This window comes from Sphingomonas sp. GW821-FHT09B04 (genome assembly GCF_059418285.1).
On sequence record NZ_JBWKPO010000005.1, the window covers coordinates 458,942 to 482,228 of the forward strand.

General features: G+C 64.6%; 17 protein-coding genes. 11 read left to right on the plus strand and 6 right to left on the minus strand.

Annotated features, from left to right (window positions below; translation table 11 throughout):
• The first annotated feature begins 15 nt into the window (after positions 1 to 15).
• From AC07NK_RS17900 to AC07NK_RS17910, 3 genes are read left to right on the plus strand one after another with little or no spacing between them, the layout of a single operon-like run.
• A complete protein-coding gene (locus AC07NK_RS17900; RefSeq protein ID WP_495171965.1) occupies positions 16 to 1,803 on the plus strand; it encodes a glycoside hydrolase family 127 protein in 1,788 nt (595 codons plus the stop codon).
• The gene (locus AC07NK_RS17905; RefSeq protein WP_495171966.1) at positions 1,803 to 3,341 is read left to right on the plus strand and encodes a carboxylesterase/lipase family protein; all 1,539 of its coding nucleotides are present in this window, start codon (positions 1,803 to 1,805) and stop codon (positions 3,339 to 3,341) included. The genes AC07NK_RS17900 and AC07NK_RS17905 overlap by 1 nt, the downstream gene beginning before the upstream one ends.
• 4 nt (positions 3,342 to 3,345) lie before the next feature.
• Positions 3,346 to 4,509: a CaiB/BaiF CoA transferase family protein gene (locus tag AC07NK_RS17910; RefSeq protein ID WP_495171967.1), complete on the plus strand. Its 1,164-nt coding sequence runs from the start codon at positions 3,346 to 3,348 to the stop codon at positions 4,507 to 4,509.
• A 12-nt stretch (positions 4,510 to 4,521) separates the two neighbouring features.
• Here AC07NK_RS17910 and AC07NK_RS17915 read toward each other — a convergent pair whose 3' ends face one another.
• Genes AC07NK_RS17915 through AC07NK_RS17925 form a run of 3 tightly spaced genes read right to left on the minus strand, consistent with a single transcriptional unit; the run spans position 4,522 to position 7,657 of the window.
• Positions 4,522 to 5,610, minus strand: a complete 1,089-nt coding sequence (locus tag AC07NK_RS17915) for a pyridoxal phosphate-dependent aminotransferase (protein ID WP_495171968.1) — start codon at positions 5,608 to 5,610, stop codon at positions 4,522 to 4,524.
• The gene (locus AC07NK_RS17920) at positions 5,607 to 6,641 is read right to left on the minus strand and encodes a hydroxymethylglutaryl-CoA lyase-like TIM-barrel protein (RefSeq protein WP_495171969.1); all 1,035 of its coding nucleotides are present in this window, start codon (positions 6,639 to 6,641) and stop codon (positions 5,607 to 5,609) included. Before AC07NK_RS17920 ends, AC07NK_RS17915 begins: the two co-directional genes overlap by 4 nt.
• Entirely contained in the window at positions 6,638 to 7,657 is a 1,020-nt protein-coding gene (locus AC07NK_RS17925) for a pyridoxal phosphate-dependent aminotransferase (protein WP_495171970.1), read from the minus strand. The genes AC07NK_RS17920 and AC07NK_RS17925 overlap by 4 nt, the downstream gene beginning before the upstream one ends.
• 142 nt (positions 7,658 to 7,799) lie before the next feature.
• Here AC07NK_RS17925 and AC07NK_RS17930 point away from each other — a divergent pair, with 142 nt between their 5' ends.
• The 5 genes from AC07NK_RS17930 to AC07NK_RS17950 are packed head-to-tail and all read left to right on the plus strand — an operon-like array spanning position 7,800 to position 10,876.
• Entirely contained in the window at positions 7,800 to 8,573 is a 774-nt protein-coding gene (locus AC07NK_RS17930; RefSeq protein WP_495171971.1) for a DNA alkylation repair protein, read from the plus strand.
• A 24-nt stretch (positions 8,574 to 8,597) separates the two neighbouring features.
• A complete protein-coding gene (locus AC07NK_RS17935) occupies positions 8,598 to 9,056 on the plus strand; it encodes a hypothetical protein (protein WP_495171972.1) in 459 nt (152 codons plus the stop codon).
• A complete protein-coding gene (locus AC07NK_RS17940; RefSeq protein ID WP_495171973.1) occupies positions 9,053 to 9,949 on the plus strand; it encodes a chlorinating enzyme in 897 nt (298 codons plus the stop codon). The genes AC07NK_RS17935 and AC07NK_RS17940 overlap by 4 nt, the downstream gene beginning before the upstream one ends.
• Positions 9,949 to 10,644, plus strand: coding sequence for a 4'-phosphopantetheinyl transferase family protein (locus tag AC07NK_RS17945; RefSeq protein WP_495171974.1), 696 nt, complete (start codon positions 9,949 to 9,951; stop codon positions 10,642 to 10,644). The genes AC07NK_RS17940 and AC07NK_RS17945 overlap by 1 nt, the downstream gene beginning before the upstream one ends.
• A 16-nt stretch (positions 10,645 to 10,660) precedes the next feature.
• The gene (locus AC07NK_RS17950) at positions 10,661 to 10,876 is read left to right on the plus strand and encodes an MbtH family protein (protein ID WP_495171975.1); all 216 of its coding nucleotides are present in this window, start codon (positions 10,661 to 10,663) and stop codon (positions 10,874 to 10,876) included.
• On the opposite strand, the gene AC07NK_RS17955 is transcribed toward AC07NK_RS17950, so the two are convergent.
• The 3 genes from AC07NK_RS17955 to AC07NK_RS17965 all read right to left on the minus strand — a co-directional run bounded on the left by AC07NK_RS17955 (position 10,873) and on the right by AC07NK_RS17965 (position 13,390).
• Positions 10,873 to 11,622: an aspartyl/asparaginyl beta-hydroxylase domain-containing protein gene (locus AC07NK_RS17955; protein ID WP_495171976.1), complete on the minus strand. Its 750-nt coding sequence runs from the start codon at positions 11,620 to 11,622 to the stop codon at positions 10,873 to 10,875. The two genes, AC07NK_RS17950 and AC07NK_RS17955, sit on opposite strands and share 4 nt — an antisense overlap.
• 74 nt (positions 11,623 to 11,696) lie before the next feature.
• On the minus strand, positions 11,697 to 12,557 hold the full coding sequence (locus AC07NK_RS17960; protein WP_495171977.1) for a PhzF family phenazine biosynthesis protein: 861 nt from the start codon (positions 12,555 to 12,557) through the stop codon (positions 11,697 to 11,699).
• Positions 12,554 to 13,390: a DUF6202 family protein gene (locus AC07NK_RS17965; protein ID WP_495171996.1), complete on the minus strand. Its 837-nt coding sequence runs from the start codon at positions 13,388 to 13,390 to the stop codon at positions 12,554 to 12,556. Before AC07NK_RS17965 ends, AC07NK_RS17960 begins: the two co-directional genes overlap by 4 nt.
• Positions 13,391 to 13,986: 596 nt before the next feature.
• On the opposite strand from AC07NK_RS17965, the gene AC07NK_RS17970 reads away from it, so the two are divergent.
• The 3 genes from AC07NK_RS17970 (at position 13,987) to AC07NK_RS17980 (ending at position 23,078) form a co-directional block, all read left to right on the plus strand.
• Positions 13,987 to 16,980 carry an amino acid adenylation domain-containing protein gene (locus AC07NK_RS17970; RefSeq protein WP_495171978.1) on the plus strand — a complete coding sequence of 998 codons (2,994 nt, stop codon included), beginning with the start codon at positions 13,987 to 13,989 and terminating at the stop codon, positions 16,978 to 16,980.
• A gap of 1 nt (position 16,981) precedes the next feature.
• Positions 16,982 to 21,640, plus strand: coding sequence for an amino acid adenylation domain-containing protein (locus AC07NK_RS17975; protein ID WP_495171979.1), 4,659 nt, complete (start codon positions 16,982 to 16,984; stop codon positions 21,638 to 21,640).
• Positions 21,641 to 21,962: 322 nt separating this feature from the next.
• The gene (locus tag AC07NK_RS17980) at positions 21,963 to 23,078 is read left to right on the plus strand and encodes an ATP-grasp domain-containing protein (RefSeq protein WP_495171980.1); all 1,116 of its coding nucleotides are present in this window, start codon (positions 21,963 to 21,965) and stop codon (positions 23,076 to 23,078) included.
• The last annotated feature ends 209 nt before the right edge of the window (positions 23,079 to 23,287 follow it).

Genomic DNA, 23,287 nt, shown 5'->3' on the forward strand with positions numbered 1-23,287 from the left:
GCATCTGCGGGTGCGGTGACCCTGGGTGGCGTGCTCGGTGAAGCGCTTGCCGCCAACCATCATGGGCGGCTGAGCCATTTCATTACCGACGAGACCAGCCCCGCCATCGCAATCTTCGCCCCCGAAGCGGTGGCGGGGAACGAAGGCGGCGACTGGTATGGCGAACATTCCGGAAAGTGGCTGGCGGCAGCGGCGAGGGCAGGGGCACGCAGTGGCGACAAGGCCCTGCTCGGCCGCGTCCGACGGGTGGCTGACTGGCTGATCGGGCATCAGGACCCGAACGGCTATCTCGGCAACTATCCGCTGCCGCGCCGCTTTACCGCCAAGCACCCGCCCAAGCCGGTCAGTTGGAACGGTGAGCCGAGCCTGCGCACGTGGGACATCTGGACCCATGCCTATCTGACACTGGGTCTGGTCGAACTCTGGCGGGTGGCGGGCGACGACCGCTACCTTACCGCCGCGCGAAAGATCGGCGATCTGGTCTGGCGTACGCTGACGGAAGGCGGACTGAAGATCACCGACATGGGCAACCATTTCGGTCTGTCGGCGACGGTAATGCTCGATCCCGCGCTGGAGCTCTATTTCGCAAGCGGCGAGCAGCGCTATCTCGACCTTGCGCTCAAGATCGTCGAACAGGCCGAGGGTGAACCGCACAATCGGTTACTCAGTCAGGCGCTGGCGGGTACGGATCCGTCGGAGATCGCGACCGGCAAGGCCTATCAGCTGCTGTGGAATCTGGTCGGCCTCGCCAAGCTCCATCGCGCGACCGGTGAAGCGAAATATCTCACCGCCGTCCGCAACCTGTGGACAGCGGTACGCGACCATCATCTGACGCTGGGTGGCGGGCCGTGGGGCGGTGTCGCACATCGCTCGCGCGAGGTATTCAACCCCGCCGCGGTGTTCGATCCTGACGGCTATGTCGAAACCTGCTCGACCATGGCGTGGATCCAGCTCAACCGCGAGCTGCTGGGCATCCTGGGTGAAGCGCAGTTTGCGCAGGAGATCGAACGCAGCGCGTATAACGACCTGATCGGCGCACAGGCCCCGGACGGGGAGGACTGGTGCTATTACTGCTTCCCCAACGGCCGCCGCGTTCACACCACCTATTGGCGCTGCTGCAAGTCGAGCGGTGCGATCGCGATCGAGGAATTGCCGGGCGTCGCCTATGCGGTGACTGCGGATGGTGGTGTCGCGGTCAATCTGCTCGGGCCGGGCGAGGCGCGGTTCGACCTGCCCGCAGGAGCAGTGCGGCTGCGACAGGAGACGAACTACCCGTTCGATGGCCGGATCGAAATCGCGGTCGACGTCGACGGCCCGGCGCAATTCCCCCTGCGCGTTCGCATCCCCGACTGGGCGGAGGGCGCGCAGCTGACCGTCGCCGGAGAAGCCGTGGCGGCTATCGCCGGCGACTATGTGCGGCTCGACCGTCGCTGGCAGTCCGGCGATAAGGTGGTGCTGATGCTGCCGATGCGCCCGGTCGTGCATCGCGCTGCACGGCGCAACGTGCAGGAATCGCTCGCGCCGGATGGTTCGCCCGTGGCGCAGCAAGTCATGCGCTACGATTATCTCGCGATCACCCGCGGGCCGCTGGTGCAGGCGACCGGCCTCATCGACGGATATAAACTGACCGAAACCCTTCGCTTCGACGGCGAACCGGAAGTCGAGGAGGCGGACGGCGTCCTGTTGCTCAAGCCGCAGGGCCGCGCGCCGATCCCGTTTACGCCCTGGTTCAGCGCCGGCGCGCGTCGCGACGGCAGCTGGCGGCTGACCTGGATGCCGCTCGCGCCGGAGGACATCGGCTGATGTTCGCCCGCCGTACCTTCCTGGCCGGACCGGCGGCGTTGCTCTCCGGGCGAGCCTATGCGCAGACATCCGGCGTTGCGGAGGTGACCTGTCGCGCCGGCCGCTTCATCGGCGAGCGCGTCGATAGCGTCTCTCGTTTCCGCGGCATCCGCTACGGCCGCGCCGAGCGCTTTCGCCGCGCTGCAGCTATTCCGGCGGCGCGCGATCCGGTCCGCGCCACCGCATTCGGCCCCGCCTGTCCCCAGCGCGGAAAGTACCGGCCGCAGTCCGAGGATTGCCTGTTCCTCAACATCTGGACGCCAGAGGCGGACGCTCGCGCGAAATTGCCGGTGATGGTCTATGTCCATGGTGGCGCCTATGCGAATGGCAGCGTCACCGATCCCGAGAATGACGGCGCGTCGCTCGCGGCGAAGGGCGTGGTGCTGGTAACGGTCAACCACCGGCTCAACGCGCTCGGCTATCTCTATCTCGCGCCCTTCGACCCGCGTTTCCAGGATAGCGGCAATAACGGCCAGCTCGATCTGGTGCTGGCGCTGAGATGGGTGCGCGCGAACATCGCGGCGTTCGGCGGTGATCCGGCGCAGGTGACGATGTTCGGGCAGTCGGGCGGCGGCGCCAAGATCGCCACCCTCACCGCGATGCCCGAAGCCCGCGGACTGTTTCAGCGCGCCGCGACGATGAGCGGGCAGCAAGTGGCAGTGACCGATGCGGATCGCTCGACCGCGCGCACGCGCGCCTGTCTCGAAACCCTCAGGATTTCGCCACAGGATCTGTCGCCTCTGCTGTCTCTTCCCGTCGAGCGGCTGCTTGAAGCGCTCGCAACCCGCGATCCGTTCGAGGACTCGCCGGTCTATATGGGTCCGGTGCTGGATGGGCGGAATGTGACGCGCCACCCGTTCAGCCCCGATGCGGCCCCCGCAGCACGAGAAATCGCCTGGATGCTTGGTGGCACGCGCGACGAAACCCGCGCCTATTTCGATCCTGCCGGAGCGGAGATGCGCGCGCTCGGCTGGGACGCGGTCGGCGCGAAGATCGCCGCCGAACTGCCGGTAAAAGTGCCGGTCGAAACCATCGTCGCCGACTATCGCCGACGCCTTCCGTCCGCCTCTCCCGCCGACATCTTCTTCGCCGCGACGAGCGACGGCCGCAGCTGGCGGCCGATGCTCGCGGAGGCCGAAGCGCTTGCCCGCGCCGGCCACCCGGCCTTCGTCTATCAGTTCGACTTTGCTTCGCCCGTGGAACCGGCGCGCGGTGCATTCCACGCGCTCGACATCCCGTTCGTATTCGGAACACTCGCCGGTTCGCCCGCCGGAACCGGCGCGGAAGCGCGCGCGGTCAGCGCAGCGATGCAGGAGCGTTTCGTGGCGTTCGCCCGCACCGGAGCGCCCAACGCGCCGGGCCTCCACTCCTGGCCCGCCTACACCCCGCGCGACCGTGCGACGATGATCTTCGACCGCCGCACGCGCGTGGTTCGCGATCCGCGTGGCTGGCAGCGGCGGCTGTTCGCACCCTATCCCTACACCCAACCCGGAACCTGACCCGATGAGCGGCCCTTCTCCTTTCGTCAGCCCCCGTCGCGTCGGTCCCGCAGGACCGCTCAGCGGGATCAAGGTGCTCGATCTCAGCGCCTATATCGCCGGGCCCTATGGGTGCAGCCTGCTCGCCGATCAGGGCGCCGATGTCGTCAAGGTTGAGCCGCCGGGCGGCGACAATCTGCGCCAATATCCCTCCACGCTTGAGGGGGAGAACCGCGCCTTCCTCGGCGTCAACCGCAGCAAGCAGGGCGTGATGCTCGACCTCAAGCAAGATGGCGATCGCGCCACATTGCTCGAGCTGGCCGATCAGGCCGATGTGCTGGTCCATAATTTCCGGCCGGGCGTGCCCGAGCGGCTGGGCATCGGCCATGACGCGCTCGCCGCCCGCAATCCGCGACTCATCTATTGCGCGGTGACCGGCTATGGCGAGGACGGGCCACTGCGCGCCAAGGCGGGTTACGATCAGGTGCTGCAGGCGATGACCGGCATGTGCGTGCTGCAGGGGCCGCCGGGAACGCCGGAGATCACCTATGGCTCACCGGTCGATTACTACGCCGCCGCGCTGGTCGCCGCTGGCGTCGCTTCTGCGCTCTATGAGCGCGAACGCAGCGGGATCGGCCAATATGTCGGCGTCTCCCTGCTCCGTAGCGCACTGACGATGCAATCGGCGCGGCTGATCCGTGCGGAGGGGGAGGACCCCGGTATATCGCGCGACATGCGCTCGGGTGGGATCACCGGCCTGCATCCCACTGCCGCCGGGCACCTGTATCTGTCGGCGAACACGCCGCGCTTCTGGCGTGCGCTGTGCGAGGGGGTCGGCATCGCCGACCTGCTCGAGGATTCCCGCCTCGATACGGTCAAGGGGCGCGCCGCCCATGCCGACGAGATTATCCCGCGGTTGCGCGCAGCATTGATGACGAAATCGGCACGTGAATGGGAAGCGTTGTTGGGGGATGCCGTTCCCTGTTCGGTGGCGCGATCGATCGACGATATGTTCGACGATCCCCAGGTCGCTGCCGAGGGGATACTGAGCGATATCCCACACCCTGCTCTCGGCAGCTATCGCGGCGTTGCGCGCGCCATCCGGTTCAGCCGCACGCCCGGTCCGGATCCGTTCAGCGCGCCGCTGCTGGATCAGGACAGTGCGCGCCTGCGACGGGGCGGGAGCTGAACAACGCCGGCTTCAGGGCCCTGAGCCGCCGATCGCGGCTTTGAATCGCGACCAATCCTCGCTCGACGCCGCCAGACAATAGCGCGCTGCATCCGCGGCACCCTCGAAGACCGCGCCGTCGACGCCATCGATGCCCAGCGCGGTCAGAGGGGCGACCGCGCTGACATAGGTATAGAAGCCGCGCCCGCCATCGACCGGGCGGACACCTTGGGGCATGGCCGTCTCGAATTCGCGGCGGCGCTGGTCGAGCGCGGTGAGGAGGTTGTTGCGACCTTCCAGCCATTCTGCCGAGATGAGCAGCGCGGCGGCGAGATGCTCCGAAGCGGAGCAGGACGTCTGCACGAGATGGCGCTTGGCCTCGACGATTGCATCGCGAAGCGCGCGGTCGCGGATGACGATGAACCCGAGCCGCAATCCGGGCAGGCAAAGCAGCTTCCCCAGGCTCCCAACCGCCGCCAGCCCGATCGTCTGCGATCTCGCCTGCGCGAAGCTGCCGAAATGAGTGATCCGCCCCATCGGCCCGTCGAGCCAGCCATAGGTGTCGTCGAGTATGGTGAGCTGAGTCATCTGCCCGAGCGCGGCGGCGACGCGGTCGCGACCGGCTGCGGCGAGCGCGATTCCCGTCGGGTTGTGCGGCGAGTTGACGATGACCGCGTCGATCATCCGACTGTCCGGAGCGTGCAGCCGTTCCAGCAGATCGGCCCCATCCGCGCGCCAGTCATAGAAGCGGAGCTTGCAGCCGCGATAGGCGGCGATCCGCAGATAGGCCGGAAAGGCGGGGCGGGGGACTAGCACGGTAGCGCCGGGTCTCAGTCCCGCGAGCAGCAGCAGGAAGATCGCCTGTGAGGCGCCGTCCGTCACCACGATCTCATCGGGGTGCACGCCCGCCGCTTCAGCGATGCGCGCGCGCAATACGGGGGTCCCTTCGGTCGGTGCATAGCCGAACAGTGGCTTTGCCCGGAGATGCGCTTCGGCGACCTCTTCCGGAAGGAATTGAGCGAGAAAGGACGGCGCGATCGAGCGGAGATTGATGCGGCCATCCACGCCCTGCAGGACCGCGCCTGTCGTCTGCAACGCGTCGACAGGCGCTCCGTCGTTCATGCCGGTATGCCGAAGCCGGAAGACGCGACCAGCGCCCCGGGTACCGAACCGGCATCGATGTGGTTTTGAAGCAGCGCGGCAGCGCGTTCGGCGCAGCCTGCGGCGTCGGACGTGTCGCGCAGCTGATCCTCTTGCGGCGGTGTGAGGTTGAGCGCCCCGGCGACGATCGACGCGATGTCCGGAGATGCTTCGGGGCCGATCCGCTGCTCGACCCGTTTCAGCGCCGGTAGCAGCATGGTCAGGCAGCTCTCGTTCGAGCCGGTCGATGCCGCCATCAGCGTCAGCCAAAGCTCGAGGCGCAGATTGCCCGCCCCACGGCCGACTCCCTGAAGCGAAGCGTCGACCCACGAAGTCCCCTCCGACGTCGCCGCCAGCGCGTTGGCCAGCGCGAGTGAAAGGAAGTCGTGGCCGTGAAATCCCAGGGTTCCCAGCGGAGAGAGCGCCCGCGCAATCGCTCCCGTCTCGGAAGGAAGCAGCGCAGCGCACGTGTCGGCGAAGTAGAGGATATCAATATTCGGGCCCGCGATATCGCAGGCTTCCGCGACAAGCTCAGCTCCCTGATAGCGGCTCGCCAGCGCGATGTTTGCCGAGATCAGCAGCCCTGCTTCCCGTGCCTCCCGTGCGAGTGCGGCGAAGCGCGCCTTCCATCGCGCATGATAGACGAGGCGCACCATGTTCAGTCCGGCTGCAGCGAACGGCGCCAGTTGCAGATCGTCCGACGCAGCCGAAGGATGCACCATTGCGGCGAGCAGGCCCGTCGGCACTTCGGCACGTACATGGGCGACATGCTCGGGTGCGAGGTTGGCGGTCGGGCCTGCCTCCTCCACGCCATGCGCTTCGGGAACGCCGCCGATATAGCCGAGTTCGACGCAGGACACGCCCGCATCCACGACGGCAGAGGCGATCGTTACCATGTCATCGACCGTCCAGCCGAAGCCGTTGCGGAAACCGCCGTCGCGCAGGGTGACGTCGATCACGCGGGCCGACGGCCAGGGGCGCCGGCGCACGTCCAGCTCCAGAAAGTCCTTCATCCCTTGCCCCCCATCTCACCAAAGGTCACGCCGAGCAGCGCTGCGATGCGCGCATCGGCATGAACCGGGCAGAGGCGCACATAGCCGTCCATCCCGAATGTCCGTCCGGCGACGCCGCGGGCGAGCGCGTCGGGACCCAGCGCGACGCAATCACCACCCTTTGCAGCCGGAACCCACAGATACAGTCCACCGCTGCTTTCCGCGGGGGTTCCTAGGTCGTGCAATCGTTCAGCAAGCCGCGCGACGCTGGCTTGCGCGAACTGACGAATGCTTTGGCGAAACGGATCCGCTGCGGGGGAAAGCAGGAAGGCTGCGATCGACTGGCCGGTTCCCGGAGGGCAGGAATCGAGGGTGGCGCGGACGGCGAGCGCGGCATCGATGGTTCCCGCAGCGCCGCTGAGGAACCCGATGCGCAACCCGGCCGCGCCCGCGGTCTTGGAAATCGAATCCGCGACCATCATGGCGCTGTCCGCGCCGATATGCGGAAGGAACGACGCCCGGCTGTTGCCCAGCTCGCGATAGACCTCGTCGGAGATCACCGACACGCCGGCATCCGCCGCCGCGGCGGCGATCCGGTCGATCGTCGTCTGATCATATTCGGTGCCGGTCGGGTTGTGCGGCGAATTGACGACCGCATGGTCGCAGCTGCGTGCGGCAAGCGCTGCCAGCAGCGTTTCGGCATGCGGATCTCCGGCGTCGTAGAAGGAAATATCCGCGCCGAAGATCCGCGCCCAGATCGCATAGGGCGCCCAGCCGGGGCGGGGCAGCAGCACGCGGTTCCCGGGCTGTACTGCGGTTGCGAAGGCGAGCCAGAGTGCTTGTTTGGCGCCGGCTGTGACAAGAGTCTGACTTGCCTCGAGGCTGTTGCGCGACGCGATTGCAACATGCGCGCGATAGGCTTCGCGCAGCGCTGCCGATCCACGCGGCTCCTGATAGCGCAGGTCGGTGTCGCGCACAGGCGGAAACGCGGCCAGCATTTCGGCGGGCCAGCCGAAGCGCACTTCTCCGAGAGACATGTCGAATTGCGCCAAGTCGTCGCGCTTGCCCTGCAAGTAATCGGGGGCGGTATCGCGTATCGCGCTACTCACCCGGTCCGAAAAGGTCGTCGTAATCGTCAACGGCTATCCCTTTCCTGCGGGGTCATGTTCTTCGGCTCGATTGACCAAGTCAATTGGCGTATGCACCCTGACATCGATCTGCGCGAAGGCGGCGGTGGTTCGCGCGGGCGCGGGAGGGGCGGTGATGGAGCAGCTGGACGAAGCCGATTGCCTTGCGCGTCTGACCCGGATGCTCGAGCTGGAGGGCGAACCCCGCCGCGCCGCCGCCGCGCAGCGCGACAAGGGGTCGCGATATCGGTTCCTTGCGATCCGTGTGCCGGTGCTGCGGCGTGTCGCGCTCCGGGATTTCGACGTTTCAGGCTACACGCCGGATGAGCGGCTTCGCATCTTCGACTATATCTGGACGCGGTCCGAAGACTATGAGGTGATGTCGGTTCCGCTGCTCTATTACCGCAACAAGGGGCTTGCGATCCGGTCTGAGGATTTCGAAGTCATTCGCGGCTGGGTCGGTCGCATCGACGACTGGGGGCATTGCGACGACCTCGCCGCGATCTATTCCTACTGCAATCACAACTGGCCGGAGCAGGTCCTGCCGTTCCTGCGCCAGCTCAATAGCGCGGATGACATCTGGTCGATCCGGACCTCGATCGTGGCGTTGGTGCATTATTCGGGCAAGAACGCCGTCTATCTGCGGCCCGGGCAGGTATTCCCCTTTCTGGATGCCCATCTCGCCAACCGTGACAAGTATATCGCGAATGCCGTGGGTTGGGTGTTGCGTGAAATGCACAAGAACTACCCGATAGAGGTCGAGGGCTATATTTCGGATCATTCCGAAGATATTTCCGCTGTCGCACGCCGCAAAGCGAAGTTATGAAATCAGAGGCGAAGAGGGGGCAATATGGATCAGGTTCTGCGCGAACGTGTTTCAAGCGCCATGTCGGCGAGCAATTCTCTGGCCGAGGCGCTGGACGGTGCACTACTCGATCGCCGAAACGGAACCACCCCCTCCGTCAGCATTGCCAGCCAGTTCTGGTGTCTGGTCGGCGCGCGGGAAAGTTATTCGGCGGGCATCGCTGCCGGACGCTGGACCGGGTTCTCGTGCAGCATCGGGCGGGCGCAGGCGAAGGAGCAGGCTGTGCTCCTGGACGCGCTTGAGCGTTCGCGCGTGGCCGCGCTCGATACCCTTGACCAATATGCCGATGATACGGACAGGACTGCGCTGGCCTATGACATGCTCGAGCACGAGGCGCAGCATCACGGACAACTGATCCGCTATTTCTACACCAACGGGGTGCCGTTTCCGCTGGACTTCGCGAAGCGTTACGCACTGGCGCAGCCTGTGAGCGTTGCGATGTGAGCCTGAGCGCGCAGGAAATCGCGCAATTCGACCGAAACGGGTTCATTGGGCCGTTCGACGTCTATCCACGCGACGAAATGCTTTCGCGGCTTTCGGACCTGCGCCTTTCGCTGCTCGATCGCGGCTCTGCCGCCTATAACCTTGATGAGGCGGGGCCGATCGCCAACTATGACCGCCACCTCGATGTGGGTTTTCTCGACGCGCACGTCCGGCGACCCGAGATCGTCGATCGCGTGCGCTGCATCCTTGGCGACGACCTGTTGTGCTGGCGCACCGAGTTCTTCGCGAAATACCCCGGAGACGAGGGGACGGATTGGCACCAGTCGCGCAACCTCGCGATCGGTGGAGGTATCCCGCAGCTGGTCGCGACCGAACCGCATCAGCGCTACCCGGATATCTTCCTGACGCTGACCGTTTGGACCGCGTTTACCGACGCGACGATCGAGAACGGCTGCATGCAGTATGTGCCCGGCTCGCACAGGCATATCTATTTTGACGATCTCCGCCCGATGCGATGGGAGCCGAAACGGATCAGCGGCAATATGCGCAACGGCGTGCCGCGGGGCCTCTATGGCTATGATACTCGTGAGATCCAGGTCGATCCCGCCTGGGATCCTGACCGGTGCGAACCGGCAACGGTGGAGATGCACGCGGGGCAGTGCATGATATCCTGGGAGGCGACGATGCACGGCTCGTTGCCCAACATAACACGCGAACAGACGCGCATGGCCTTTGTCGCACGCTATGTGCCCACTAATGTTCGAATCTATCCTACCCAGCATCGACTCGATGAATATGGCGGCATCGCCGATCTGAAGAACTGGCGCGCGGTGCTTGTCAGTGGCGAGGACCGGAGCGGTCATAATCGCGTTGGCGCCGGTCCGCTTGTGTGATGTCGGAAACCGATACCGATGCCGCCGCCGAACTCGAGGGTTTGAGCGGCACGGGTGTGGTGGTCCGCGCCATGCTGATCCGCGATCTGCCTTGCGTCGGCGTGGATGGAGGCGAACTCGACCGGCAGACGCCGGCGCGTCGGCGCGCGTTTGCAAGCGGCAGAGCTTGTGCGCGAGAGGCGCTCGCTGCCCTTGGAGTGGCGTCCGTTGCACTCCCGCCGGATGCGAACGGCGTGCCGCGATGGCCGTCCGGCTTTACCGGAAGCATCAGCCATGACGACGCAATGTGTTGCGCGGCAGCTGCTCGAACCTCGGACATTGCCGCACTGGGGATTGATGTCGAGCGGATCGTGCCATTCGAGTCGGCGTTGGCACGGCGAGTATGCCGTGCCGACGAGCGTGCGCGCATCGTGCGAATGCCCGATCTGGACGGACGCTGGCCGAACCTCGTCTTCAGCGCGAAGGAGGCGGTCTACAAATGCCTTTCCCCGCGCTTCGGGTGCTTTCTGGAATTCGAAGACATGGCGCTCGACTTCACGATCCAATCAGGGCGTGAATCCGGCGAGTTTCGCGTGGTGAATATGGTGCGCGGCCCCTGGGAGGTCTCCGCGCGCGAGCTGGAAGGGCGGTGGCTCATCACCGGGGGGCACATATTTGCGATCGCGGTGGATCGAGGCTTCGGCAGCTCCGCTTGAGCGGATGGAGGTAGAAATGAGCGAACAGTGGGAAGAACGTATGCAGGTGGTCGTCAACGACGAAGAGCAATATTCGATCTGGCCGGCCGGTCGCGCACTGCCGCCGGGCTGGCGTGAGGCCGGCTTCTCGGGGAGTAAGCAGGAGTGCCTGGACTATATCGATCGGGTGTGGACCGATATGCGCCCTCGCAGCCTGCGGGAGGCGATGGCACGCGACGATCCGTCGCCCTAGGCGCGCGCAACCGTATAGTAGCGACGCTGGTGCTCGATGATCTCGATGAGATCGGCATGCCCGCTTCGTTCCGCCATTGCCGCCAGCCGGGTGAATATGGACTGCAGCGGCATGTGGCGGGTGAAGGCCTTGCGGATCAGAATCGCGAGGATGTCGCGATGGTTAAACCGGTCGATCACGTCGCCCAGTGCTATCAGAGACGATTCCTCCTCGGGCGTAAGCGACGGGCGTGCAACGAGTGCGTCGTCGGGAACGGTCATGCATGACGCGCAGTCGATACGAAGCGTCTGCTCCGGACTGCCGCTGGACGCGAAGTCGAGGATGAGATGAATTCTGGCGCGGTCCCACGTCGACGCCGCGCTGTGAATCCGGCGTGCGTCGAGATGCCAGATCTCGCCTTCGGCCATGTGGAAGACTCGATCCTCTTCGGCGTTGAGACAGGCGCGGCTGGTCGTCAGCGGCACATGGACCCGTACCAGCCCGCGATCGAGCTCGAGGAAATCGCAATGCGGCACAAGGACAGTGTCGGGCATCATCCGGGCAAGCCGGCCAAAGCGCAGGCGGTCGAGGCGGAAGGTTCGCTCGATCATCGCGCGCAGATAGGGCATGGCCGCGCCATAGGCGGTCAACTGCGCGGCGTGGTCGTTATTCGATAGATGGCCTTCTGCGATATCTCCCGAGGTGTTCCAGAGCATGCAGCTGCGCCATTCGCCGAGCACGAATTCGCTGTAGGCGCCGTTGAACATGAAAGACTCCGCGACCTCGAGATCGTTCGCGAGCAAATCGGATGCAAATTCGAGCGCTGCCAGCCGCCGCGTGCTCATGCCGGACCCGGTATCGATATCCGGCCTTCCAGATAGGTCGTCGCGGCGCCGAGCAGATGGACGCGCGAGGCGTCAAAACCACCATCGATGCGGATCACGTGCATCGCGCCGTGTCGGATCGAAAACTGCTTGGCTGAAAGGCCGGTCTTGCCAAGCCGGCTGGCCCAATAGGGCATGAGCGTGCAGTGCGCCGAGCCAGTGATCGCATCTTCCGGAATCGACAGTTTAGGAGCGAAGAAGCGCGATGCGAAGTCGCAGTCTCCGGCAGGAGCGGTCACGACAAGGCCGCGCAGGTCGAAGGTCGCGATGATCCCCTGGTCAGGTTTGATCGCCGCCAGCTCGGCTTCGTCACGCAGTACGACCATTAGATCGAGCGAGGCGAAACAGGCCTCAGGCGTCACACCCAACGCCTCTGCAATCCGGGGTGGCGGCGCGATCGGAACATAGGGCAGGGCGGGGAGATCCATGGTCCAGCGGTCCCCGGATGCAGCGACATGAAGCGGCCCGCTGGGCGATTGGAAGGTGATGGCTTCCATGCCGGGGCGGATGAATGCGTGCACCACATGCGCGGCTGCCAGCGTGGCATGGCCGCAGAGCGTCACCTCGCATGCTGGCGTAAACCAGCGCAGGTCATAGCCCCGGCCGTTGTCGACGATGAAGGCCGTCTCGGGATGATTATTCTCGAATGCGATTGCCTGAAGAATTGGATCGGGCAGCCAGTCTTCCAGCAAGCAGACCGATGCGGGATTGCCCATGAACGGTGTGTCCGAGAAGGCATTCACCTGGTAGAGTGGGATCTGCAACGTTCCTGCGCTTCCCGCGGTCTCGTGGGTGACGTTAGCCGGACTTCGCTTCATCGCGCGGTTTCGCACGATCCGGCCAGGGCGGCGGCGAAATCCTTTAGCGCATCGTTCCACAAACCGGCATAGCGGCGCGTCAGCGCAAGCAGTTCCTGTTGCTGGTCTCCGGATCTTGCAAGCGAAGCCATGCCGGTCTCATCATTCCGGACATCGCGCGCATGCACGACCTCGGCTTGGATATGGGTATCGATCCAGGCCAGATCGTCGCGTCCGGAGAACAGCCTTTCCCCATCGATCTCAAGGCGCGAGAAGACCCGCCTGAACGCGATCGCGATATCGCGGGCGATCGTCTCGACCACGCGCAACTGTACGGCTGTGCCGAGCGGAGATGTGGCGCTACGGCACATGACGTTCGTCAGTGCCCGGGTCGCGGCAGAGATATGGCAACGCAACCGTACATCGGCCGGGCTGCGCGCGGCGATCGGCTGCAGCACGCTCGCCTCCCACCAGAGATAATGGATCCCGTCGATTCCCTTGGGTGCGCGCGCAGCAAAGGCCGGCGCGGCATTGTCGAGATCGTCGGCGATGACACGCACACCGGTCTGGAGCACGCCCAGCGCGTTGCGTGCTGGCTCATGCACCGCGAGCTCCGCGCGAGCGATTTCGCCAAGGCCGACGATCGTCGATAGCATGAAGGTTCTGGTGATCTCGCGCCAGTTGTGGGCGATGTGAAGACCGGCTTGTGCATCGACTGAAGCGACTGCGCGCGCGGATCGAAAGAAGGCGTTGCTGTTTGGCCGGAGGCAAGTGTCGCTGATGATCGCATCCATCGCGGCGTCGAGTTCTTCGAGCGCAAGAGGTACCGTCGCGTCGTCACGCGCCGCTTGCATCACCGTCACGTCCGGCTGCCCGACATCGAAATCCCCCTCCCGCCATGGCACTGTCCCGTCAGTGCATAGCCCGCATCAATGTGCCCGAGTTTCCCGCAACTGATCTCCCTGGTCAAGATTACAACAAAGTCGTCATGCATAGGATACTCTGGCATGACTGGAGAAGCGGCCATTATCGATGTAATATTCTCCTGATCCTCGGACATGGACTAAATACCTATCGTCCAGAATTGAAGAATATTCGATTCCAGACGCTTGATGTCTAGTATCATGCTGCGCGATGGAGTAATTTTCTCTCGCTGTCGCGAAGCGGGCGTTACAATCGGCCGTTCTCGTGCTGTCGGTGAAGATGCGTGTGAACTCAGCGGGCGGAGGGGAGCTTGCATCGGGATCCGGTTCGCCGACCACCCAGGGATCTGTGGGCGATCTTCGGCGATATTCGCACGCATGATCGCATCGACGACGCCATCATCAGTGGCGCTGCGGATGTTGTCCGCCTGGTACCGGACGATATCTTGTGCATGCATCGGGCGGCGCTGGCAGGGGACGCTGTTCCGCAAATCATTCGCGACAGGAGTGCGTTGCCGCTTGCGGGGATGGCCAGCTGCATCGACGATGTGCAGGAGCTGGCTTGGTGGGCCAATGCTGGTCTCAGTCGGGCCAATGATCGGCTGTTCGCCGCCCAGCGCCTGATCAGCGACAAGGAGACGCTCTACCGGCTGCTTGAGGCGCAGGGAATAGCGATCCCTGAACGGATCATCGCGCGTAACCTCGATGAGCTAGAGCGGGTGCTGGCGTCGTTGGACGTGCCGCTGGATTCGGTCATCCTCAAACCGGTTGTCGGTACGGAATCGCGGGGCGTTTTCCGCCCGGAATCTGGCGCTTCCGCCGCCGAAGTGATTGCTGCGCTGCAAGGGCTTGACGATTTACCGGGCGAGGAAGCGGTGCTCGTCATGCCCTTTGTCGGTCCGCGAGCCGGGCCTCGCGAATTCTGCCTGGACGGGATCGTGAGCGCGCGCAGCGTGACCTTTTGTGCGAGTCACGAAAAGGTGCGTGTTTACGAGCGCTATCCTATTCACGACCGTGCAATGATCACACCGCCTTGCCGGCCGCCAGCGCCCCCGGCGCTGGAGGCATTGCTCGCGCGCTTCGCCATGACCTTCCCACTCGACAATTTTGTCTTCCATCTCGAGGTGCGTGTCGACGATGTTGGTCAGCTCGTCCCGATCGATCTCTCGTTCCGTCCAGGCGGCGGCCTGATCTTCCGCTCGGTTCTGGAGGTCCATGGTATCGATCTGCGCCTGGCACATATGTACGTCAGCCTCGGCCTTGACGACGAACTTTCCCGCATCGCACGCCGCGCTACGCCGCAGGGCAGGTCGGCCGCGATCGCAGCGGTCTTCAGCAACGGCCAGCCGCCGGACCGGCTCAATGTGCGCCTTTCGGGCATGCTCGAAACCGGGCCGGGGGCAACCGGGCTGATGACGTATGACCTGTCCAACGTCAGTATCCTGAGCGCGGCCTCACAGGCGCTGAAACCCGATGTCGGAATTTGCGTCACTTCGGCACTGGCCGGAGAGTGCGCGCTCGCCGATCTCGACGCCATCGTGGAGTGCGCCGGAATGGCGCTGCGGTCCGGGCGCGAAGAGGAACCCTTGCCGACAATCGGGGGATCCCCGCAGCCGGCGACTGTGCACGCGATCTTCAGCGCGCAGGCTGAGCGGGCGCCGTACGCGCTCGCGCTGGTGCATGGCGATCGCCAGATGAACTACCATGCGCTCGATTCGCAATCGTCGTTGCTCGCGCGCCACTTGCGCGCTTGCGGGGTCGAAGCCGAAACGCCCGTAGGGCTCCTGCTCGACCGTTCTCCCGATGCCGTGATCGCGATGCTTGCCATATTGAAGGCGGGTGGGTGTTACGTTCCGCTCGATCCGGCGCTTCCGGTTGCGCGGCTAAGGCAACTGATAGGGGACGCGCAAGTCTGTCACATCGTCTCGCACGGCACCGGCGCGCTCGACGGGTTCGACGGCACCATCATCGATCTTGAGCGCGTCGAACTTGGCCTCGCCGAGCATGCGGATGCGCCCGAAGCCGGGCAGCATGGCGCAAGCCTCGCATATATTCTTTTCACCTCAGGATCGACCGGGCGGCCCAAAGCAGTCGCGGTGCCGCATGCCGCGATCACCAATCTGGTGCTCGGGCAAGATTATGTCGATTTCGACGGAGCGACGGCGATCTTGCAGGCTGCGCCGCTCTCGTTTGATGCCGCGACCTTTGAAGTGTGGGGGGCGCTGCTCAACGGCAAGACCTGTGTGCTCCACGATGAGCCTGTCCCGAGCGTGGCAGGGCTGCGCGAGGCGATTGAGCGTCATGGCGTCGATGTCGCCTGGTTCACATCCTCGCTGTTCAACATGCTGGTTGAGGACGGCGTGGAGGTGCTGGGGAGACTTCGCTGTGTGATCGCGGGCGGGGAGACGTTGTCGCCCCGCCACGTCCGCCGTTTCCGGGAGGGCTGTCCCCAGACGTTGCTCATCAATGGCTATGGTCCCACCGAAACCACGACCTTCGTTTGCATGCATCGTTGCGACGAAGAGGCCGATGGCGATGCAGCAATTCCGATCGGGCGGCCGCTCGCCGGTGTCGAGCTGGAAATCCTCGACGCGCAGATGCTTGCCGTTCCGCTGGGGATACCGGGGGAGTTGTTCATCGGCGGCGCGGGCGTTGCTCGGGGCTATGCGAACCTTCCAGGCCACACAGCGGATCGGTTCGTTCCGCATCCCCGAATCTCCGGGGGGCGGCTTTATCGTACGGGTGATCGAGTACTGCAGCGGGAAGATGGGGTGATCGAATTCCTCGGGCGGAGCGACCGGCAGGTCAAGCTGCGCGGGTTCCGGATCGAACTCGACGAGGTCGAGCATGTGCTGCTCAGTCTGCCGGGGGTCCGTGCGGCGGCTGCCTGCGTCGCCGGCCTTGAGGATCATGCCCGTCTGGTGGCATCGGTCGAGCTGAGCGCACCTCTCGCTGCGGGTAGCGCCGATATCCGCAGCGCTCTCGCAGAGAAGCTGCCGCGCTTCATGATCCCCGAACACATCGAGCTGGTGGACCGTCTGCCGGTCACGCCCCATGGCAAGCGCGACCGTACGCCTCCGGCCCGCCGCGATCCGGAGGTTCAGGCCGCGACAATATCGATCGAGATCGGGTGCGAAGTGACGCGAACCCTCGCCGCGATCTGGCGCGATGTCCTCGATATCGACGCGGTTGCAGGGGACGACGATTTCTTCGAGCGGGGCGGGCATTCACTTTCAGCGACGCGCGTCGCGGCACGGATCCGGGACCGTTTAGGTATCCAGGTCGGGCTGAGGCTGTTGTTCGAGCATCGGCGGCTCACCGATCTTGCAGCCGCGATCCGGCAGCAGATGGCTGACTCTCCGGCGATCAAATCTGAACCCAACCGCCCCGCCGCGATCACGGCGGGGCCGGAGGATTCCGACCGCCGCGGCCGGCTGGAGCGGCGGCTCGACATGCTGTCCGATGCCGAAGTCTCCGCATTGCTCGCGCGCGCGCGCGCTGGCGAGGGGGGAGGGCGCTGACATGGCATCGGCGCGCCCGCATCCGAGCGAACGCGAACAACTGCTCGAACTGCTGTTGCGCGAGGGTGCGGACCCGGAAACGATCGGTATCCCGCCGCATTCCGCCGCGCCACTGTCCTTTGCCCAGCAGCGGCTCTGGTTTCTCAATGCGCTCTCGGGTGGCACCGATGTCAGTTACAATGTGCCGTTCGCGCTGCGGCTGCGCGGCACCCTGTCGATGCCGGCGCTGCGTGCGGCGTTTGCCGACCTTGTCGCGCGCCACGACACGTTGCGCGCGCGCTTCGGGGTCGAGGACGCGGAGCCGGTGCAACGCTTCGCGGAAACGGTCGATCTCGATATCGAGCTGATCGAAGCGGATGAAGCCAGGAGCGAGGCGCTGATCCGCGCGCATGCTCGGCATGTCTTCGATCTCGAACGTGGTCCGCTGATCGATGTCCGGGTGCTACGCATCGGGGACGACCATCACATCCTGCTGCTCAACATGCACCATATCGTCGCCGACGGCTGGTCGGTGGGCGTACTGGTCCGCGAGTTGAGCATATTCTACCGCCGCCATCTGTTGGGGGAGGCGGTGTCGCACGCTGCGCTGCCGATGCGTTATGCCGATTTTGCCGAGCAGCAGCGGCGCGCGCTTGAGGACGGGGAGGGGCGCCGACAACTGAATTTCTGGCAACGACATCTGAGCGGTGCGCCCTTGCTGCTCAATCTTACGGATCAGCCGCGGCCCGCGCGCATGAGCGGACAGGGCGGGCAGGCCAGGTTCACGATTCCGGGCGAGGTTCGGGATCGGCTGCTCACGCTGTCCAGGCAACGCGGCGCCACGCTGTTCATGACGCTGATGGCGGCATTCACGACGCTGCTCCATCGCCGATCGGGACAGCATGATATTCTGGTGGGGACGCCGATCGCCGGCCGCGCCGAAACCGAGCTGGAAGGGATCATCGGCTGTTTCGTCAACACGATCGTCATCCGGAGCCGTGCGCGGCCGGAGGATCGGTTCGCGGATCACCTCGATCGGATCCGCCATGAGGCGCTCGCCGCTTATGAACATCAGGACGTGCCCTTCGAAGTGCTGGTGGAGCATCTCCAGTCCGGCCGCAGCCTGGAGCATACGCCCGTCTTCCAGGTGATGATGGCGCTGCAGAATATTCCGATCGGCAGCTTCTCGCTGCCCGGCCTGACGGTCGAGCCTGTAGTGCAGGAACTCACGACCGCGAAATTCGACCTCAATCTCAGTCTTGCCGAGCGGCCTGACGAAATCGCCGGAGTCCTCGAATTCAATGCGGATATCTTCGATGCCCCCCGCGCCGCGGCGCTGGTCGATGACTTTCTTGCAATCCTCGACGATGTAGCAGCGCGCGGGCTGGACAAGCCGATGGCGGAGCTGGGGGGCGGGATCGCTGCCGCGCAGTTGGCGGCGAGTGATGCGCAAGCGATGCATTGGACCAGCCTGATCGCGAATGGCGCGCCGCAGCTCGACTTTCCGCGTGAGATGCCCGGCCGGACCGGCGCGTCCGGATCGGTCCGTGTCATTTTGCCGTGCGAACATGTCGCGCCGCTGCGCGCGCTTGCGGACGAGATGCGCATCGCGCCGGAACAGGTGATTGCGGCCGCGTTGGCGGTGCTGATGTTCCGCCTTACTCAACAATCCGCGTTCCTCCTCGGCTTCGAGTCCGCACCGGCGGCCGGGTGCGCTCGCCAATGGTCCGGGTGGCGATGCGCGCTGTCGGGCGAAACAAGCTTCCGTGACTGCGTCGCCGATGCACGCGCCGCCCTCGATCCCGCCGCGGGTCTGGCGCTGGATCTCGATGCGGCGAGGTCGATCGTCCCGTCAGCGCCGGAGGTCCCCGTATCGCCGCTGTTTTCGGTGAGCCTGGGCGTCGATGAAGGCGGGCTGCCGTCGCCTGAGACCAGCCCGCTGCACTGTGCGGTCCGGCTGACGGAAACTGGCATCGAGGCGGTCGTCGTCTTTGGCGAGACGGTCGGCACGTCGTCGAATGCCGAGCGGATCGGGCGGATGCTCGGAACGCTGCTCGGGGGACTGCTCGAAGCCCCCGACGCGCCGATCGCGATAGCGCGGCTGCTGACGGATGCGGAGCGCACCCATATCCTGACCGGGTTGAACCCGCTGCGCGACGAGACCGCGACGGAGAACAGCCTCGCTGCGCCCTTCGAGGCCTGTAGCGCGCGCATGCCCGATGCCGTGGCGCTGATCGGCGAGGCGCGGACGCTCACCTATCGCATGCTGGATGAATGTGCCGCCCGGCTTGCGCATTATCTGCGTCGGGCCGGAGTCCCGGAGGGTGGCCGGGTGGGTATTTTCATGCGGCGCGGCGTCGACATGGTCGTGGCGCTCTATGCAGTGGCGAAGGCGGGCGCGGCCTATCTGCCGATCGATCCCGAGCTGCCCGACGCCCGTATCCTCGACATGATCGCCGATGCCGGCGTGGATTGCATCGTGACGCAATCTGCGCTGTCCGGCAGGATCGCGGAAAGCGGCGTGCAGGGGGTCGATATCGATGCGCTTGCCGACGCCGCAAGTGCAATGCCGACCGCACCGATTGTGCTGCGCCAGCCCTCGAACGGTATCGCCTATCTGATGTATACATCGGGGTCCACGGGACGGCCCAAGGCGGTGCAGTTTCCGGTCGATGCGGCGATCACATCGATCCGCTGGCTCCAGCAGCAATATCCGGTCGCGCCGGGCGACCATCATCTGTTCAAGACTCCGTTCGGTTTCGACGTATCGATCTGGGAGATATTCTGGCCGCTCTATCATGGCGGCACGCTGGTGGTGTGCGACCCCGACGGCCATCGCGATCCCGTCTATCTGCGCAGTCTGATCGAGCGGCACGGCGTGACCTGCGTCAATTTCGTTCCGTCGATGCTGCAGGTCATGCTCGACGAACTGCCGTCGGCGCGCTGCCGATCGTTGCGGTGGGTGCTGTGCGGCGGGGAGGCGCTCTCACCCCAGTTGCGGGACCGCTGCCACGCGCTCTTGCCGCGGGCTACGCTCGTCAATCTCTATGGCCCGACAGAGACGCATTCGGTGACCGATATCGTCGTGCCGCGGGATCCGGACAATAGCTTCGTTCCGCTCGGTCGCCCCTCCGCTGCCTATCGGCTTTATGTGCTGGACGAACAGGGCGAGCCGGTGCCGATTGGCGTCGTGGGTGAGCTCCATATCGGCGGCGATGTGGGGGTGTCGCATGGCTATATGGGTCGGCCCGCACTCACCGCCGAGCGCTTCCTTCCCGATCCGTTCGGCTCGCCGGGTGGGCGTATGTATCGCAGCGGTGATCTGTGCCGGTACGATGCCGACGGCGTGCTGGAACATCTCGGGCGCGGCGACCGGCAGGTGAAGATCCGCGGAGTCCGCATCGAGCCTGGTGAGATCGAGGCTGCGCTGCTGAGCGAGCCGGGTGTGCGATCTGCTCTGGTGACCGTGATGGGGGATGGAGTGGAGCGCCAGCTGGTGGGGTTTGTTGTGGGAAGGGAGGGACTGCGCGCGGAAGAGGTGCTGCGCGGCGTTGGCCGACGCCTGCCACGGCATATGGTGCCTGCGGAGGTGATCCCGATCCCTGCGATTCCCTGTTCGATCAATGGCAAGGTCGATCACGCGGCGCTGTCTGCAATCTGGTCTGCGAAGGCAGATGAAAGGTCCGTTTCGGGCGAAGACGCGGAAGCGTTGAGCAGCACCGAGCAGCGCCTCAAGCGCCTGTTCGAACAAGTGCTGGCCCGCAGCGATGTCGAGGTCGAGCGAAGCTTCTTCGAGATGGGCGGCCATTCGATGCTCGCGTTCCGACTGACCGCGGCGTGCGAGCAGGAATTCGGCATCGTGCTGTCGATGCAAGCGCTGTTCACGCATGACACGGTCCGTGACCTCGCACGCGAGATCGAGGCAGTACGATCCAGTCAACAGCTGTCGCTGGTGCCGATGGAGAGCGGTCCCGAAGCGGGGAGGCGGGTGCTATTTCTGGTCCATGGTGCCGATGGGACGACCGTTCCGCTGCGCCATCTCGCAAAGCAGCTACGCGGCACCTTTGACGTGTATGGCTTCCAGGCGCCTGGCCTTGGCGATGAGAGTGAGGTTCCGCGCTCGGTCCAGATCTATGCCGAGCGCTATGTCCGGATCGCCGATCAGGTGACAGACGGGCGCAGGATCGTTCTCGCGGGCTGGTCTTATGGCGGTGCGATCGCGCTCGAGATGGCACGAGTCTGGCAGGAGCAGGGGTTGCCGGTTGAGGCAGTGATCCTGCTCGATTCCTTTGTTCTGGGAGCATCTTCGGCATCGCGGCAGGATGACGCCAGTGCCGGGTTCGAAGGTATCGATTTCCTCGGTGGAGCGTCGGCGGCGGGGGATGTGCTGTTCAACCGGCTTACATCGGTCCTGACGGCTAATCTTCGGTCGTTCATGCATTATGTGCCCGAGCGCTTTTCAGGCCGCGTCGAACTGATCAGGGCATGCCGTGGCTTTCCCGGACTGACGGGTGTCTTGCGCGCAGACTACGACTCACCGTCCCGGGGTTGGGCGCATTTTCTGGATGATATCGCGATCGATGAGATCGACGCCGATCACTTCGACCTCCTGTCGGAAGCGAATGCCGAGGCGGTGGCGAAGAAGATGCTGAATGTTTTGGATTCGCAGGAGAAGTTGTAGATTGAATTCAATTGGTATTGGATGATTTAGATTGAAAAACGCTATTGGATATGTGGCAGTTTTACTGATACCGTTCGTGGCTTAGCGTTGTGTCTGGAGTTAACGGGAACCAATAGACAAGCGGGAGGGCGCCATGTCCACGAAGAACCCAATGGCATTCGTACCTGAGGCATATAACCCGGACGCCTACAATCCGAACGCGTATAATATGGTCGTGTATTCGCGTCCGCAAAATCACTCGGAGTTGATGTTCTTTCCCAGGAAGCCGGCAAGCGGACTTTCTACGCTGGAAGACGTCGTCGGCTCCGGCGGCGGTCACGAGATGGCTGGAGCGCTTGATCCGGGCGCGAGGAAGCTGGCAGCCAACTTCACCGCCAAGGCGATGACTGCCGAGTCCGGTAGCGAACCTGGCGCAGTCGTTGCCTTTCTTGAGAGCTGCTATGCGATGGCCGCGATGTTCAACACTGCGACAGGCGCCTGGACTTCGGCTCAGGCGCAGGCCGCGGTTGCCGCAGCGGACCGCACCAACGTGTTCCGCGCGCTGGAGGGGCTTCCCGGTCAGGTCGAAGTACCGGTCGTGGTGGAATCGGCCAAGGCGCTCGGCGACGCGCTGGGCAGGGTCGGGGCAAGCGCGCAGCAGGCGCTCGTTCAGTCGAGCGTAGCGCCGATGTGCGCAGACATGCGGCTCGTCGATACGGCGCGGAGCCCGGCTTCGCCTGTCGATATTTACGAGGCGGCAACCAAGACGTCGCCGGATCATCTCTTGATCGTCGCGCCGTTCCTTGGCCAGAAGGCTTTGGAGCAGGAAGTCTGCTGCGATGGCATTCTTGCCGGTGGCGAAGTGGTCTTCGCGGCTTTTTCGGAGAAGGCGCGGGTGTCGCCCGAGCCACCCTATGAGGATCTTCGTATCGTCACGTCAGACGATCTTGGGGACGACGTCCGGGGCGCTGCGCTTGCCGTTGCTGCGCAACTCGCGGCAAAGCTCGGGGTGCGGAACTGCGTGTTCCATGCCGAGTATTTCATCACGGAGAACGGCCCGCAACTCAGCGACTTCATGACCCGACCCGGCGGTGGCCTTATTCCGGAAATGGTGAAGGCCAAGTGGGGCGTCGATCTGCGTGCCGCGCATGTCTATGCCAGTTTCGGGATGATGGACGATCTGGTCCGGATCGCGAAGGAGGCGGCGAGCACCTCGCAGCAGGTGGCGATCGGAAGCCTCTATTCGACCCCGAGGGCGGCTGGCGTGCAGTTGGGAGGCGATGCGCGCGCTGAACTTGCCGGCAACAAGAGCGTGGTCGCCTATAGCGTCGTGAGCGAGTTTTCGAACTCTGCGGTGGGCAGCAACGACGCCCGCGGTGCCTTGTGCGTCACGGGGACGGACTCCGGTGGAGCGGTCGATGCACTAGATCAGATCGCGGCCCAGTTCGGCCTCGTTTGAGCAGGTTCGCGAAAAGGTTCTGGTTCACTCTGGAAGGGGAGGGCGCAATGCGAGTTTGGTTGTCAATCGCGGGCTGAGCGCCCGGTGCAGAGCCTGTCGCCCGGCCGCGATGCGTTTCCGCATTTTGGACCCGGCGCGGGCGTCTGCGCACATTAGACAGGTCAGCCGCCTTTGTGTGTGCGGACACGGCGGGCCGGGCGTTTAATGAC